General features: G+C 64.8%; 13 protein-coding genes. 4 read left to right on the forward strand and 9 right to left on the reverse strand.

The features are described 5' to 3' along the window. Positions 1 to 4: 4 nt before the first annotated feature. Positions 5 to 706: a fumarylacetoacetate hydrolase family protein gene (locus UNPF46_RS06660; RefSeq protein WP_100177358.1), complete on the forward strand. Its 702-nt coding sequence runs from the start codon at positions 5 to 7 to the stop codon at positions 704 to 706. A 66-nt stretch (positions 707 to 772) separates the two neighbouring features. Here the strand turns inward: UNPF46_RS06660 and UNPF46_RS06665 are convergent, their stop codons facing one another. From UNPF46_RS06665 to UNPF46_RS06675, 4 genes are all read right to left on the reverse strand, one after another. Then, positions 773 to 1231, reverse strand: coding sequence for a YybH family protein (locus tag UNPF46_RS06665; protein ID WP_100177359.1), 459 nt, complete (start codon positions 1229 to 1231; stop codon positions 773 to 775). An 11-nt stretch (positions 1232 to 1242) separates the two neighbouring features. Further along, a complete protein-coding gene (locus UNPF46_RS06670) occupies positions 1243 to 2172 on the reverse strand; it encodes an aspartyl/asparaginyl beta-hydroxylase domain-containing protein (protein ID WP_100177360.1) in 930 nt (309 codons plus the stop codon). A 143-nt stretch (positions 2173 to 2315) separates the two neighbouring features. Continuing rightward, entirely contained in the window at positions 2316 to 2471 is a 156-nt protein-coding gene (locus UNPF46_RS37330; protein WP_174718935.1) for a hypothetical protein, read from the reverse strand. 144 nt (positions 2472 to 2615) lie between these two features. Beyond that, positions 2616 to 3539, reverse strand: a complete 924-nt coding sequence (locus UNPF46_RS06675; RefSeq protein ID WP_142249481.1) for a LysR family transcriptional regulator — start codon at positions 3537 to 3539, stop codon at positions 2616 to 2618. A gap of 207 nt (positions 3540 to 3746) precedes the next feature. Here UNPF46_RS06675 and UNPF46_RS06680 point away from each other — a divergent pair, with 207 nt between their 5' ends. Further along, positions 3747 to 4457 (forward strand): SDR family NAD(P)-dependent oxidoreductase, encoded by a 711-nt coding sequence (locus UNPF46_RS06680; RefSeq protein WP_100177362.1) that lies wholly within the window; start codon positions 3747 to 3749, stop codon positions 4455 to 4457. Positions 4458 to 4492: 35 nt separating this feature from the next. Beyond that, on the forward strand, positions 4493 to 5737 hold the full coding sequence (locus UNPF46_RS06685) for a YbfB/YjiJ family MFS transporter (RefSeq protein ID WP_100181173.1): 1245 nt from the start codon (positions 4493 to 4495) through the stop codon (positions 5735 to 5737). A 19-nt stretch (positions 5738 to 5756) separates the two neighbouring features. Here UNPF46_RS06685 and UNPF46_RS06690 read toward each other — a convergent pair whose 3' ends face one another. From UNPF46_RS06690 to UNPF46_RS06710, 5 genes are all read right to left on the reverse strand, one after another. Continuing rightward, positions 5757 to 7223, reverse strand: coding sequence for a flavin-containing monooxygenase (locus UNPF46_RS06690; RefSeq protein WP_100181174.1), 1467 nt, complete (start codon positions 7221 to 7223; stop codon positions 5757 to 5759). Between the two features lie 50 nt (positions 7224 to 7273). Continuing rightward, positions 7274 to 7693, reverse strand: a complete 420-nt coding sequence (locus UNPF46_RS06695) for a nuclear transport factor 2 family protein (protein ID WP_100177363.1) — start codon at positions 7691 to 7693, stop codon at positions 7274 to 7276. A gap of 163 nt (positions 7694 to 7856) precedes the next feature. Further along, complete coding sequence (gene ahcY / locus UNPF46_RS06700) at positions 7857 to 9278, reverse strand: adenosylhomocysteinase (protein WP_100177364.1); 1422 nt, start codon at positions 9276 to 9278, stop codon at positions 7857 to 7859. Positions 9279 to 9402: 124 nt separating this feature from the next. Beyond that, positions 9403 to 10599 carry a methionine adenosyltransferase gene (metK, locus tag UNPF46_RS06705; RefSeq protein WP_100177365.1) on the reverse strand — a complete coding sequence of 399 codons (1197 nt, stop codon included), beginning with the start codon at positions 10597 to 10599 and terminating at the stop codon, positions 9403 to 9405. 62 nt (positions 10600 to 10661) lie between these two features. Continuing rightward, positions 10662 to 12017 carry a hypothetical protein gene (locus tag UNPF46_RS06710; protein ID WP_100177366.1) on the reverse strand — a complete coding sequence of 452 codons (1356 nt, stop codon included), beginning with the start codon at positions 12015 to 12017 and terminating at the stop codon, positions 10662 to 10664. Between the two features lie 173 nt (positions 12018 to 12190). On the opposite strand from UNPF46_RS06710, the gene UNPF46_RS06715 reads away from it, so the two are divergent. Beyond that, the gene (locus UNPF46_RS06715; protein WP_100177367.1) at positions 12191 to 13909 is read left to right on the forward strand and encodes a caspase family protein; all 1719 of its coding nucleotides are present in this window, start codon (positions 12191 to 12193) and stop codon (positions 13907 to 13909) included. Positions 13910 to 14007 lie beyond the last annotated feature (98 nt).

Genomic DNA, 14007 nt, shown 5'->3' on the forward strand with positions numbered 1-14007 from the left:
CCGCATGAACGCCGCCTCCTACGTCATCCCGCTTCCGCCCCAGGCTTCGCTTCCCGTCGTCGGCGAGAGCGGCCGCTATCCGGTCCGCCGCATCTGGTGCGTCGGCCGCAACTATCTCGAACACATCCGCGAGATGGGCAATGACGAGCGCGCCCCGCCGTTCTTCTTCGCCAAGCACGCCGACATGCTGGTGCCCGACGGCGCCACCATCCCCTATCCGCCGCTGACCAAGGATCTGCATCACGAGGTCGAGCTGGTCGTCGCGATGAAGAGCGGCGGCCTCAACATCCCCGCCGACAAGGCGCTCGACCATGTCTACGGCTACGCCGTCGGCATCGACCTGACCCGCCGCGACCTCCAGATCGCTTCGCGCAAGAAGGAGCGTCCCTGGGAGATCGGCAAGTCGTTCGACGGCTCGGCGCCCTGCTCCGCGGTGCAGCCGGCCGCCAAGATCGGCCATCCCGCCAAGGGCAAGATCTGGCTGACGGTCAACGGCAAGGAAGCTCAGAAGGGCGACCTCACCGAGCTGATCTGGAACGTGCCCGAGATCATCTGGCAGCTCTCGCAGCAGGTGAAGCTCGCCGCCGGCGACATCATCATGACCGGCACGCCCGCCGGCGTGTCGCAGCTCCAGCCCGGCGACAAGCTCGAATGCGGCGTCGACGGCGTCGGCACGCTGAAGGTCTCGATCGGCCAGCCGGAATAAGCCGCAGGGGCGAACTCAAATCGAAAGGCCCCGACGTGTCCGGGGCCTTTTCTATTCCGATCGCATCTACCAGGCCTTCACCGGCCGATTGGCGTGGCTTGCCTGCGGCACACCCCGGTTGAGCGACATGTGCGAGTGCACGCACAGCCAGCCATCGTCCTCTCTCGAAAACACCATCGTAGCCCGGCCGGGACGGGCAAACGTGCTGCCGTCGGGGTGATAGCCCGTGCTCGTCCAGGGCGCGATCACGGTCGCCATCGCGCCATCGGGGGATGCCAGGATCGAGGTCTGCTCGAGCACGAAGCGAAAGTCGGCCGTCTTCGGCCAGACATTGTCCCACTGCGTCGAGACCCACTGATCGAGACCGGGAATGACGTCGTTATGCGTGCCGAAGGCCAGCACATCCGGATGGAAGAGCGGCCGGGCCGAGGCGTAGTCGACCTCGCGGACATAGCCCGCGAAGGTCTCCAGCCATTGCCGGAAGAACCCTGCGATCTCCGCGTTCGCCGCCGGCAGTGATGCCATTCCGCTACCCGTCACCTCAGCGCCGAATACACGATCAAGCCGAGGATCAGCGCCGTCAGCGAATATTTCAGCGTGTAGTAGACGTTGCGGTTCCACTCCTTGACCTTACGGCTGCCGAGATGAATCTCGTAGAGCTTGCCGAACACCTTGTTCAACGCACCGACATGCTCGCCGTCGACGTTCTGGGTGGCCGACGCCTTGACGATGTGATGGCTGACCCAGCGGTTGATCGCGGTCATGAAGCCGTATTTCATCGGCCGCTCGACGTCGCAGAACAGGATGATGCGGTTGACGTCGGTCGCATTCTCCGCGCTGTGGATGAAGGTCTCGTCGAACATGAAGGCTTCGCCGTCGCGCCAGACGCATTCGACGCCGTCGACGAGGATGCGGCACTTGTTCGAGTTCGGCGTGACGAGGCCGAGGTGATAGCGCAGCGAGCCGGCGAAGGGATCGCGGTGCGCGCCGAGCTTGCCGCCCGGCGGCAGCATCGCGAACATCGCGCCATGCACGCTCGGGATCGACTTGAGCAGCTCCACCGTCTTCGGGCACAGCGTGTTCGCCGACGGCAGGAAGTCGTCGTACCATTTCAGGTAAAACCGCTTCCAGCCGCTCTTGAAGAACGAGTAGAAGCCCCAGTCGTTGTTCTTCGCGGCAGCGCGAATGAAGCCTTCGTCGAACAGACGGACGGCCTCGTCGCGGATCGTTTCCCAATTCTCGCTGAGCGGCTTGAGCTCGGGAAACTGCTCGACCGAGATCACCGGCTTGTTCGGCACGGCCGAGCCCGCATACATCAGCACATTGTAGGGGGCGAGATAGGTCGAGTGATCGCCAAGCTGGCGCGCGAAGCGCAGTCGCTGCTTGCCGCGGAAGTGAACGTAAATCGTCGAAGCCGCGAGCACATAGAGAATGACAAGTTGCGGCGCAAAAAGCTGTTTCAGCATTTCCCCAAATCCCGAGTAACCCAGCCGGGACGTCATCTACTCCGGCCGGGCCCGAGCGACAAGTTATTCACCGATGGGTTGCAATCACGCTGGGGAGAGCTTCTGGGCGGAACTTGGGGCCGAAAGGGCCGAAACCGCCCGAATTACGCCCGGGACAGGGCCTGCAAGCCCTTGAAGGTCAGGCGCTTGGGATCTCTGACGCCAGCGAGATAGAGCTGGCGGATAAAGGCGATGACGGCGTCGCGGTCGCAATCGGTCAGCGCGACGACGGCGTCGACCGCGATCTTCTGGGCTTCCATTGGGCTCACCTCGGCCTTGCGAGTAACCCGGCCGAGACAGGCTAGGACTCACCGGTTAATCCGGCGTTAACCGTTTGGGCAGCATGGCCGATTCCGCCCAGGTCCCGTATACGCAAAACAACGCATTGCGGGAGACGCAGCGGATCAGCGCGCATTGATGCTTTTCTTCAATAGCGCAAACTGCTTCTTCAGCCGGGGCACGGCAAAGTCGGTGAAGGCGCGCACCTTCGGCACCGAGAGCCGGCCCTGCGGGCAGATCAGGTGGGCGGGCATTTCGGGATCCGCATCGCCAGCCAGCACGATCTCGAGCTCGCCGCGCGCGACCTGCTCGGCCACCTGATACGAATACATCCGCGCCACGCCGCGTCCGGCGACCGCGGAGGCCACCGCCGCATAGGTGCTGTTGACGACCAGCCTCGGAGTGAACTGGACTGTCCGGGCAGCCGACGACCCGGCCCGCGGCGCAAAAGTCCAGAAATGGGGAAGATGGGCCATCGCCACGATCTGGTGCTTGGCGAGATCACCGGGCTCGGTAATGCGCGGGTGCTGCTTCAGATAGCGCGGCGCTGCAACGACGACGCGGCTGATCTCCCCGACCCGCATCGCCACCATCGCCGAACCCGCCAGTGGGCCGATCCGAAGGGCGATATCGATGCCCTCCTCGATCAAATTGACCGCGCGATCGAACAGCAGCAGCTTGGCCGACACCGTCGGATAGGCATCGAGAAACGCATCGAGGATCGGCCGCAGCACCATCTCGCCCGACACCACGGGAGCCGTGATCGTGAGCAGGCCGCGCGGCGCGGTGCGCGGACCGGCCGCGATGTCGTCGGCCTCCTCCAGCTCGGTGAGCACGCGGCGCCAGACCGCGACATAGCGCTCGCCCTCCTCGCTCAGCTTGATCGCGCGCGTCGTCCGGTGCAGCAGCTCGGCGCCGACGTGTTGCTCCAGAAAGGCGATGGCGCGGCTCACTGCAGCCGGCGAGCGGCCGAGCTGGCGCCCGGCGGCCGCGAGGCTGCCCTCGTCCACGGCAAGGACGAACACCTTCATCGCATCCAGACGATCCATACGCCTCGCGCCGCCCCCTGAGATTCCACTCGCAAGCTAGGCGGTCCCCTCCGGGGCGACAACCGTTGCCAATGGCAGGTCCGGCATTCGTTCGCGCCGCGAAAGAGTGTCTGCCGGAGAGCGCGTCTTCGCGAACGCGCCGCCGCGGCGTACCTGAACGGCCAAGCCAGCCAGTGCTGGTGCAGATATCAACAACAGGAGCCCGTCATGGGTATCGAGCAGAAAGTCGCCATCATCACCGGTGCATCGCAGGGCATCGGCGCTGCCCTGGTCCAGGGTTTTCGCGATCGCAATTATCGCGTGGTCGCCACGGCGCGGTCTGTCAAGCCATCGGGCGACGACGACGTCCTCGCCGTTCCCGGCGACATCGCCGACCGGGCCACCGCCGAGCGCGTGGTCGCGCAGGCCGTCGCCCGCTTCGGCCGCGTTGACACGCTGGTCAACAATGCCGGCATCTTCGTCGCCAAGCCCTTCACGCAGTATACGGCAGAAGACTATGCCGCCGTGATGGGCACCAACGTCGCCGGCTTCTTCAACGTCACGCAGCTCGCGATTGCCGAGATGGAGAAGCAGGGGTCCGGCCACGTCGTCCAGATCACGACCACGCTGGTCGACCAGGCCAATTCGAACGTACCCTCGGTGCTGGCTTCGCTGAGCAAGGGCGGGCTGAACGCCGCGACCAGGTCGCTCGCGATCGAATACGCCAGGCGAGGCATCCGGGTGAATGCCGTGGCGCCCGGCATCATCAAGTCGCCGATGCACGCCGTCGCGACGCACGCGCAGTACGGCGCGATGCATCCGCTGGGCCGCATGGGCGAGATGTCCGACATCGTCGATGCCGTGCTCTATCTCGAGGGCGCCTCCTTCGTCACCGGCGAGATCCTGCATGTCGATGGCGGCCAGAGCGCCGGCCATTGAAAGCGTCCGCGCGCGCTCGCGCGCAGGAGGATGACATGACCAAGACAGACACGAAGCAACGCGTTGAAACCCGGCCGCACCCGCGGCCGGGGTCGACGTCGCACCAGGCTTCTCCGAAGCAAGGCTGGCGATGTGCGATGGCGGGCCTGTCCGCGTCACTGGTAGGGCTCGGCCTCGCCCGCTTCTCCTACACGCCGCTGATCCCGGCTCTGATCGCGGCAAGATGGTTCAGCGCCTCCGACGTCGTCTTTCTCGGCGCGGCGAACCTCGCCGGCTATCTCGCCGGCGCGCTCGCGGCGCGCGCTGCGGCCACCCGGATCGGCGCGGTCCGCGCGCTGCGGGCCATGATGCTGCTCGCCACCCTTTCCTTCTTCGCAAGCTCAGCCCCGGTGTCATTCACCTGGTTCTTCGCCTGGCGCTTTCTGTCTGGATTCACCGGCGGCATCATCATGGTGCTGACAGCCTCCGTGATTCTGCCGCACACGTCAGCCGCCAGACGCGGCATCGTCGGCGGCATCATCTTTGCTGGCGTCGGCCTCGGCGTCGCGGCATCGGGCACGCTGGTACCGCTACTGCTGCAACAGGGCTTGCAGCAGAGCTGGTATGGGCTCGGCGTGCTCTCAGCCCTGCTGACGCTTGCGAGCTGGTGGAACTGGCCTGCCGAAGCGAAGTCCGATACAGCACCTTCACATCAGGCAAAGCGTCATCAAGCTTCACCGGCCGCCCGCGCGCTGCTGATCCAGTACGGCCTCAACGCCGTGGCGCTGGTGCCGCACATGGTCTTCATCGTCGATTTCGTGGCGCGCGGCCTCGGCCAAGGCATTGGCGCGGGATCGAACTATTGGGTGCTGTACGGCCTCGGTGCGATCGTCGGCCCGCTCGTCACCGGCCATCTCGGCGATCGCACAGGGTTCGGCCCGGCCCTGCGCGCGGCGTTCCTGATCGAGGCGGCCGCCGTGCTGCTGCCAACCGTCAGCACCGCGCCTGTCTCGCTGATCATGTCGAGCGTCGTGGCCGGCGGCTTCACGCCGGGCATCGTGCCGCTGGTGCTTGGACGCATCCATGAGCTCGTGCCTCATTCGACCGAACAGCAGCGCGCGACCTGGAGCCACGCCACCACCAGCTTCGCGCTGTTCCAGGCCGCTGCCGCCTATGGCTTCTCCTGGATCTATGCGCAGACCGGCGGCGACTATCTGGTCCTGTTCGGCCTTGGTGGCGGCGCGGTCGTCCTTGCGCTGGCGATCGACCTTGGCCTCGCGCTGACCACGCGCAAGGCGTAACCGCGGACGGCGGCGTAATTCAGGAATAGCGCATCACGCCGTCGTCGATCCGGCCGAAGCGCAAGGAGACGATGTCGAGCGCGTAGTTCTGGTACAGCCGCCACGGCTGCTTCGAGCCCTGCTTCGGCATCTTGGCCACCGAGCGCTGCACATAGCCCGAGGTGAAGTCCAACGATGGCTGCGCCGTGATCTCGGGGTCGTCATTGTGCGGCATGCACTGACGGAAATTGTGCCGGTCCATGTAGTTGATGAGCCGGCAGACATATTCGCAGGTGAGATCGCATTTCAGCGTCCAGGACGCGTTGGTGTAGCCGAAGGCCGAGGCCATGTTCGGCACGTCGGCATACATCATGCCCTTGTAGGTCAGCGTGCTCGCGAAATCGACCGCGCGGCCGTCGACGCTGACGTCGAGACCGCCGACGACCTGAAGCACCAGCCCGGTCGCCGTCACGATGATGTCGGCGGCAAGCTCGCGGCCGTCCTTCAGGCGGATACCGTCATGCGTGAACGTGTCGATCTCGCTGGTGACGACGCTGGCGCGCTGCTCGCGGATCGCCTTGAACAAATCACCGTCGGGCACCAGGCAGAGCCGCTGATCCCAGGGATTGTAGCGCGGCGTGAAATGGGTCGCGACGTCGTAGTCGGGACCGAGCGCCATCCGCACGCCCTTGAGGATGAGGTCCTTCACTTTCGCAGGCTTGCGCCGGCTGAGCTGGAAGAAGAACATCCCCCACATCACGTTGCGCCAGCGGATCACATGATAGGCAAGCCGCGTCGGCAGATTGCGGCGGATCTTGTTGGCGACTGGGTCCTGCGCCGGACGCGACACCACGTAGGTCGGCGAGCGCTGCAGCATGGTGACCTGCGCTGCCTTCTTGGCGAGCTCCGGCACCAGCGTCACCGCGGTGGCGCCTGAGCCGATCACGACCACGCGCTTGCCCGCATAGTCGATGTCCTCGGTCCATTTCTGCGGATGCACGATGCGGCCGGCATAATCCGCAACGCCCTTGAACTCCGGCGTGTAGCCCCCCTCGTATTTGTAATAGCCCGAGCACATGAACAGGAAGTTGCAGGTGAAACGCACCAGCTCGCTCGCGCCCTCGCCCGTGATGCGCTCGGCCTCGATGGTCCAGCGCGCGTCCGGCGTCGACCACGAGGCGCGTTTAACGCGATGGCGGAAGCGGATGTGCTTCTCGATGCCGTTCTCGGCCGCGGTCTCGCGCACGTAGTTCAGAATCTGCGGCCCGTCCGCGATCGCCTTCGGATCGGTCCACGGCTTGAAGGAATAGCCGAGCGTGAACATGTCGCTGTCGGAGCGGATGCCGGGATAGCGGAACAGGTCCCAGGTGCCGCCGATGCAGTCGCGCCCCTCCAGGATGACGTACCTCTTGGTCGGACACCTCGTCTGCAAATGATAGCCCGCGCCGATGCCGGACAGGCCGGCACCGACGATAAGGACGTCGAAATGTTCTTTGGCTTCGGTCATGGCGTTCTCCCTCGCCGCAGCATGGGCAGCGCCGCGCCGAATTGCAACCATCATGGAACGGTGGCGCCGTAGACCTTGGCGGTGTCGAAATACTCGTGGAATTCGACCGCCTTGCCGTCCTCGAAGCGCCAGTAGTCGATCTTCGGTGTCTTCGCGACCTTGTTGGTCTTCTTGTTGGTCCACGCACATTCGCCGCGCGCGATCACGGTGTCGCCCTGCGCGACGAATTCGCTCATCGTGTAGTACTGCATGCTCCAGTCAGCCAGCAGACCGTTGAAATAGCCGCGCAGTGCGGTGCGATCGTCATAACTCCTCGCAAACGGCACCGCTGCGTCCCCCTGAGGGATCGAGTCGAACTTGATCTGCGGGCCGATGACGTTGTCGAACCAGTAGTCCACGTTTTGGCCCTTGCTATCGCTCCACTCGCGATAGGCTTCCTTCAACAGCTGAACATTGGCTTCGCTGGACATCGCATTTCCTCCATATGCATTGTGACAATGAACGTAGGAAAAAGCGGCCGCCCGCTCTGGAAGTCGCAGGCTCGTTTTGGCTCTACCTGAAAGCGTACCACAGGCGAGCCCCCAAAAAAAAGCCCCGGATCGCTCCGGGGCCTTTGTGTCGCAACTGCGTCGCTCAGTACCGGTAATGATCCGACTTGTACGGGCCTTCCTGCTTCACGCCGATATAGTCGGCCTGGTCCTTGCGCAGCTCGGTGAGCTTGACGCCGATCTTGGCGAGGTGGAGGCGGGCCACCTTCTCGTCCAGCGACTTCGGCAGCACGTAGACTTCCTTCTTGTACTTGCCGTCCTTGTTGTTGGCGAACAGCTCGATCTGCGCCAGCGTCTGGTTGGTGAAGGACGCCGACATCACGAAGGACGGATGACCCATCGCGTTGCCGAGGTTCACCAAGCGCCCCTCCGACAGCAGGATGATGCGGTGCTTGTCGGGGAATTCGATCTCGTCGACCTGCGGCTTGATGTTGGTCCACTTCAGGTTACGCAGACCCGCGATCTGGATCTCGTTGTCGAAGTGACCGATGTTGCAGACGATGGCGCGATCCTTCATCGCGCGCATGTGCTCGATGGTGATGATGTCCTTGTTGCCGGTCGCGGTGACGAAGATGTCGGCACGGGGCGCCGCGTCTTCCATGGTCACGACCTCGTAGCCTTCCATCGCGGCCTGCAGCGCGCAGATCGGATCGACTTCCGACACCATGACGCGGCAGCCGGCCTGGCGCAGCGAGGCGGCCGAACCCTTGCCGACGTCGCCGAAGCCGGCGACCATCGCGACCTTGCCCGACATCATCACGTCGGTGCCGCGACGGATGCCGTCGACCAGCGATTCACGGCAGCCATAGAGGTTGTCGAACTTCGACTTGGTGACGCTGTCGTTGACGTTGATGGCGGGCCACAGCAGCGTGCCGGCCTTCTGCATGTCGTAGAGACGATGCACGCCCGTAGTGGTCTCTTCCGAAACGCCCTTGATGCTCTCGGCGATCGCGGCGAAGTAGCCCTTCGGCTTCTCCTTGAGCTGCTTCTTCAGCAGTGCGAAGAAGACTTCCTCTTCTTCAGAGCCGGGCTTGTCGAGGAAGGCGGTGTCACCCTTCTCGGCGCGCAGACCGAGATGAACGTACATCGTGGCGTCGCCGCCGTCGTCGAGGATCATGTTCGGGTAACCGCCGCCGTGCCAGTCGAACAGCTTGGCGGTGTAGTCCCAATATTCGGTCAGGCTCTCACCCTTGACGGCGAAGACGGGAATGCCGGCGGCCGCGATCGCGGCGGCAGCGTGATCCTGGGTCGAATAGATGTTGCAGGAGACCCAGCGAATGTCGGCGCCGAGCGCGGCCAGCGTCTCGATCAGCACGCCGGTCTGGATCGTCATGTGCAGCGAGCCGGCGATGCGCGCGCCCTTGAGCGGCTGCTTGGGGCCGTACTCCTCGCGGGTGGCCATCAGGCCGGGCATCTCGGTCTCGGCGAGCGAGAGCTCCTTGCGGCCGAAGTCGGCGAGCGAAATGTCCTTGACGATGTAATCGGTGAAGCCGGGCTTCGCGTTCATGGGAGGTTCCTGTTTGTTTGGCTCGTCGTTCCGGATCCGCGCGTGAAACGAGCGAACCCGGAACCCAGCAGTTCGAGATTCCGGGGACGCCGCTGTTGCGGCCCCCCGGAATGACGCAAGTGACTCAGAGCGCGCGCTTGAGCTGCTCGACGAGGTCGGTCTTCTCCCAGGAGAAGCCGCCCTCGTTGTCGGGCGTGCGGCCGAAATGGCCGTAGGCCGAGGTGCGCGCGTAGATCGGACGGTTGAGATCGAGATGGGTGCGGATGCCGCGGGGCGTCAGATCCATCGCCTCCGCCGCCGCCTTCTCGAGCTGCTCCTCCGGAACCTTACCGGTGCCGTGGGTGTCGATGTAGATCGACAGCGGACGCGCCACGCCGATGGCGTAGGCGAGCTGCAGCGTGCAACGGTCGGCAAGACCGGCGGCAACGATGTTCTTGGCGACGTAGCGCGCGGCATAGGCCGCGGAGCGGTCGACCTTGGTCGGATCCTTGCCGGAGAACGCGCCGCCGCCATGCGGAGCCGCGCCACCATAGGTGTCGACGATGATCTTGCGGCCGGTCAGGCCGGAATCGCCGTCTGGACCGCCGATGAAGAACTTGCCGGTCGGGTTGATGTGCCAGATCGTCTTCGGCGTGATCCAGTCCTTCGGCAGCGCCTCGCGCACATAGGGCTCGACGATGTCGCGGATCTGCTTGGACGAGATGTCCTCGACCAGATGCTGGTGCGACACCACGATCTCGCGCACGCCGACCGGCTTGCCGTTCTCGTACTGGACGGTGACCTGGCTCTTGGAGTCCGGACCGAGCACCTTCTCCTTGCCGGAGTGGCGGGCTTCGGAGATCAGGCGCAGGATCTTGTGGGCGTAGAAGATCGGCGCCGGCATCAGATCGGGCGTCTCGTTGGTGGCGTAACCGAACATGATGCCCTGGTCGCCAGCGCCCTCTTCCTTGACCTCGCCCGGCTGCAGCGCGTCGACGCCCTGGGCGATGTCGGCCGACTGCGGATGCAGGAGGATCTCGATGTCGCAGGTCTTCCAGTGGAAGCCTTCCTGCTCGTAGCCGATGTCCTTGATCGCGCCGCGGACGACGCCTTCGATCTGCTCGTTGGTCACCGACTTCGGACCGCGGGTCTCGCCGGCAATCACCACCTTGTTGGTGGTCGCGAGCGTCTCGCAGGCGGCGCGGATCTGCCAGGGGTCGATGCCGGCCTTCGGCCCTTCGCGGTAGAACAGATCGACGATCTCGTCGGAAATCCGGTCGCACACCTTGTCCGGATGACCCTCGGACACGGACTCGCTGGTGAAGAGATAGGACGCGCGCATCAGTAACCCCTTGTTCCGCCGCTAAGCCGGCGGGCGTTTGCGATATTTACCTGTGAATGAAGTCAATCACGCCGGCGCGAGATGACGTAGGATTCGTCGAGAAACCAGAGCCCATTGTACTTCCGCAGCACGTCCCTGGCGGCATCCAGAGTGCGGCCGTTTTGAGTCATTTCTGTCAACCGGTCGTCCTCAATCTGAGCGACATACACCGCCGCATTCCACGCTGCAAAGGCCGTCGAGGTTCCGATCGTCCCGGTTACCTCGTTGGGCAGCGCTTCCATATCATACCTGAAGATCGAGCGGTTATCCGCATAAGCATTAAAATTTAAGTCGCGGCCCAACGATCCGAGTTCATACTTAACGGCGCGCAATAGCTCATGACGGCTCACTGCGAAAGGATTTTCTCCGGGCCAGATCGCCTGGATCATTTCCATACCCGGATCCTGGCCATGGGAGTGGATTCCGATCAGCCGCCCTCCCGGCCGGAGCGCTTTTGCCAGAGGTGCGATGATCCGCTTGGCGCGGAAGTTGACCGAGGACAGGGCGCGGTAGGGCTGGGACGCGATGACGAGGTCGAAATTGGCCTCGGTCTGGCCCGGGCGCGGAATGGTCGAATCGAGCAGGAACCTGTGGTCCTCGCGATACAGCACCAGAACCACGGGCCGCTCATACAGCGGCATGGCGGTGCGCGGGCTGATCGCGGCACGCCAGTTCTGCTCCAGGAATGGCCGGAGCTCGGCGATCTGCTGCTCGAACTCGCCCGACGAGGCGCCCCGCAGCGGGACCTCGTGCCAGACCGTCGCAGCCGCCGCCGCGGGCGATGCCGGCGTCAGCCAGGGCGCCTCGGAGTAGAACATGTTGGTGAAGACGAACACCGACGCCGGATGCTCGAAAATGCGGTCCGGTACCTTCTCCAGCGTCAGGCGCAGGTCCTCGAGGCTGAGCTCCTTGCCAGCCACATAGAATGGCATATGCGGGTAGCGCTGATGTGTCGCGCGCAGCACCCGCGCCAGCACCGTGCCGTCGCCAACGCCGGCGTCGAACAGGCGCAGGGCCGGTGGGCGCGGATGGATCGAGGCGAGCTCCAGCGCCACCCGATCCGCAACCACCCGCTTTTCGCTGCAGGTGTGGACGAACAGCAGGTACTTCTGGCGGTTCTCGAAGAAGCGGAAATTGCCGCGCGGATCGCGCTTCTCGGGCGGCACCTGAAGTCCGCGCGGCGGCGGCACGCCGCCAGCCATCGAGGCCGCCATATAGGCCTGGATCCGCTCCAGCGTGTCGATGGTGATGCGCTTGCCCTCGCGCAGGCGGTGCACCAGCTTCCCATCGTTCACCGCACGCCGGCCGAACGTCGATTCCGCCATGTCCGCCTTGCGGCAGAACTCCGTGATCTGGCTCAGGATTTCGTCGTTCTTCATGGGTGGGACGCGGTGGGCAGGAGAGTTGGGACCCACCTCGTAGCAAAATCTGCCCACTCAGGGAATAGCGATTAAGGCTGCGTGCCCCGCCGCTTGTGCCATGCGCCCTGATGAACCCCTGCGCCCCGCCGGGCAACAAACACGCGCTTCACTGTTCTGATGGGGTCACCGCCATGCGCCGCCTGCTCGTCGCGCTCAGCCTGCTCGCCGCAACCCTGTGGTCCGCGCCCGCGGCCGCCCAGGCGCGCAATCAGCTTGGGCCGCTCTGCACCACCGACACGACACCGGCCGACAAGATGATCGATGCCTGCAACAAGATCATCGCGTTGAAGGTGTTTCGCGGCGAGCAGCTCGCGACGATCCATTTCTGGCGCGCGGTGGGCTGGAACAAGAAGGGCGACTATTCGAAAGTCATTACGGACGCCACCGAGGCGATCCGGCTGCAGCCGAGCCAGGCCGCCTACAATCTCAGAGGATCGGCCTATTACGACAAGGGCGACTACGAGATCGCGATCAGCGATTTCGACGACGCGCTGAAGCTCGGACCGCCCAGCGGCACCATCTTCCACAATCGGGCCAACGCATGGCGCGGCAAGCACGACTATGCCAAGGCCATCGCCGACTACGACTTGGCGATCAAGGCCGATCCGAAATCGGCATTCTCGTTCCAGAACCGCGGTATCTCGAAACAGGCGCTCGGCGATCTCGACGGTGCGCTCGCCGACATCAACCAGGCGATCCGGCTCGATCCGACACTGCCGCAGCCCTTGATCAACCGCACCGCGATCTGGCGCGCCAAGGGCGATCTCGATCGCGCCATCGCCGACGGCAGCGAGGCGATCCGGCTGGCGAAGGAGAAGCCGCCCGTCAACATCATGACGCCGCCGAACAGCGTGCTGATCTCCGGCTACACCCATCGCGCGCTGGCCTATGAAGCGAAGGGCGATTACGGCCGCGCGCGCGAAGACTACAATGCGACGCTGGCGATTGTGGCGTCCGACGCCGGCAGCAAGGCCAACCAGGCCACCGCAAAGGTTCGGCTGTCGCTGGTGACCGACGCCGCCGCGCCGATCCCGCGCGATGCGCCCTCACCCGCAACGCAGCCGACGACCACGCCTGCTCCGCAGCGGACCGACGCGGCACCGGCGCCCTCGCCCGGTCCGGCCGCTCGCGGCGCACGGATGGCGCTGATCATCGGCAACGGCGCCTACGTGCATGTGAAGCCCCTGCCCAACCCGGCCAACGACGCGCGCGCCGTTGCCAAGAGCCTGCGCGACATCGGCTTCACCGTGTCCGAGGGCGTCGATCTCGACCGCGCCGCGATGCAGAAGATGACGCGCGACTTCCTGCGCGAGGCGGCCCGTGCCCAGGTCGCGGTGGTCTATTATGCCGGCCACGGCGTGCAGGTCGACGGCCGCAACTACCTCATTCCCGTCGACGTCGCGCTCAAGCCGGGCGCGGGCATGACGGAAGCGATGATCGACATGGACACGATCATGGCCGGCCTCGACGACCAGGTCCGCACCAACATTCTGATCTTCGATGCCTGCCGCAACAATCCGATGGCGCAGCAGGTCGCATCCGCCGGCAGCAGCCGTGCCATCGAGGGCGCCTCGGGCCTCGCGGCGCCGACAAGCCTCGGCACGGGCGCAACGCTGGGCGCCGGCACATTGATCGCGTTCGCCACCGCACCGGGCCAGGTCGCGCTCGACGGTGAAGGCGCCAATTCGCCATTCTCCGCCGCGCTGTCGCGCCACCTCGGGACACCCGGGCTGGAAGTGCAGCAGATGCTGACCCGAGTGCGGGCGGAAGTGGTGTCGAGCACCCGGAACAAGCAGGTGCCGTGGTCGAACTCGTCGCTGCTGGGCGAGGTCTATCTGGCGGAGAAGTGAGGGCGGGTTTGTGTATGAGCACCGCTATCCGCAAAACCCGTAGCAGTCATCGCCCGGCTTGACCGGGCGATCCGGTATTCCAGAGACGCCGACGTGAT

It is taken from the genome of Bradyrhizobium sp. UNPF46 (assembly GCF_006658625.1).
Classification (GTDB): Bacteria; Pseudomonadota; Alphaproteobacteria; order Rhizobiales; family Xanthobacteraceae; genus Bradyrhizobium; species Bradyrhizobium nitroreducens.

Bases quoted from the DNA above. Each gene is read 5' to 3' on its own strand.
- UNPF46_RS06660 (WP_100177358.1), top strand. From the start codon at position 5: ATGAACGCCGCCTCCTACGTCATCCCGCTTCCGCCCCAGGCTTCGCTT.
- UNPF46_RS06665 (WP_100177359.1), bottom strand. From the start codon at position 1,231: ATGGCATCACTGCCGGCGGCGAACGCGGAGATCGCAGGGTTCTTCCGG.
- UNPF46_RS06670 (WP_100177360.1), bottom strand. From the start codon at position 2,172: ATGCTGAAACAGCTTTTTGCGCCGCAACTTGTCATTCTCTATGTGCTC.
- UNPF46_RS37330 (WP_174718935.1), bottom strand. From the start codon at position 2,471: ATGGAAGCCCAGAAGATCGCGGTCGACGCCGTCGTCGCGCTGACCGAT.
- UNPF46_RS06675 (WP_142249481.1), bottom strand. From the start codon at position 3,539: ATGGATCGTCTGGATGCGATGAAGGTGTTCGTCCTTGCCGTGGACGAG.
- UNPF46_RS06680 (WP_100177362.1), top strand. From the start codon at position 3,747: ATGGGTATCGAGCAGAAAGTCGCCATCATCACCGGTGCATCGCAGGGC.
- UNPF46_RS06685 (WP_100181173.1), top strand. From the start codon at position 4,493: ATGACCAAGACAGACACGAAGCAACGCGTTGAAACCCGGCCGCACCCG.
- UNPF46_RS06690 (WP_100181174.1), bottom strand. From the start codon at position 7,223: ATGACCGAAGCCAAAGAACATTTCGACGTCCTTATCGTCGGTGCCGGC.
- UNPF46_RS06695 (WP_100177363.1), bottom strand. From the start codon at position 7,693: ATGTCCAGCGAAGCCAATGTTCAGCTGTTGAAGGAAGCCTATCGCGAG.
- ahcY (WP_100177364.1), bottom strand. From the start codon at position 9,278: ATGAACGCGAAGCCCGGCTTCACCGATTACATCGTCAAGGACATTTCG.
- metK (WP_100177365.1), bottom strand. From the start codon at position 10,599: ATGCGCGCGTCCTATCTCTTCACCAGCGAGTCCGTGTCCGAGGGTCAT.
- UNPF46_RS06710 (WP_100177366.1), bottom strand. From the start codon at position 12,017: ATGAAGAACGACGAAATCCTGAGCCAGATCACGGAGTTCTGCCGCAAG.
- UNPF46_RS06715 (WP_100177367.1), top strand. From the start codon at position 12,191: ATGCGCCGCCTGCTCGTCGCGCTCAGCCTGCTCGCCGCAACCCTGTGG.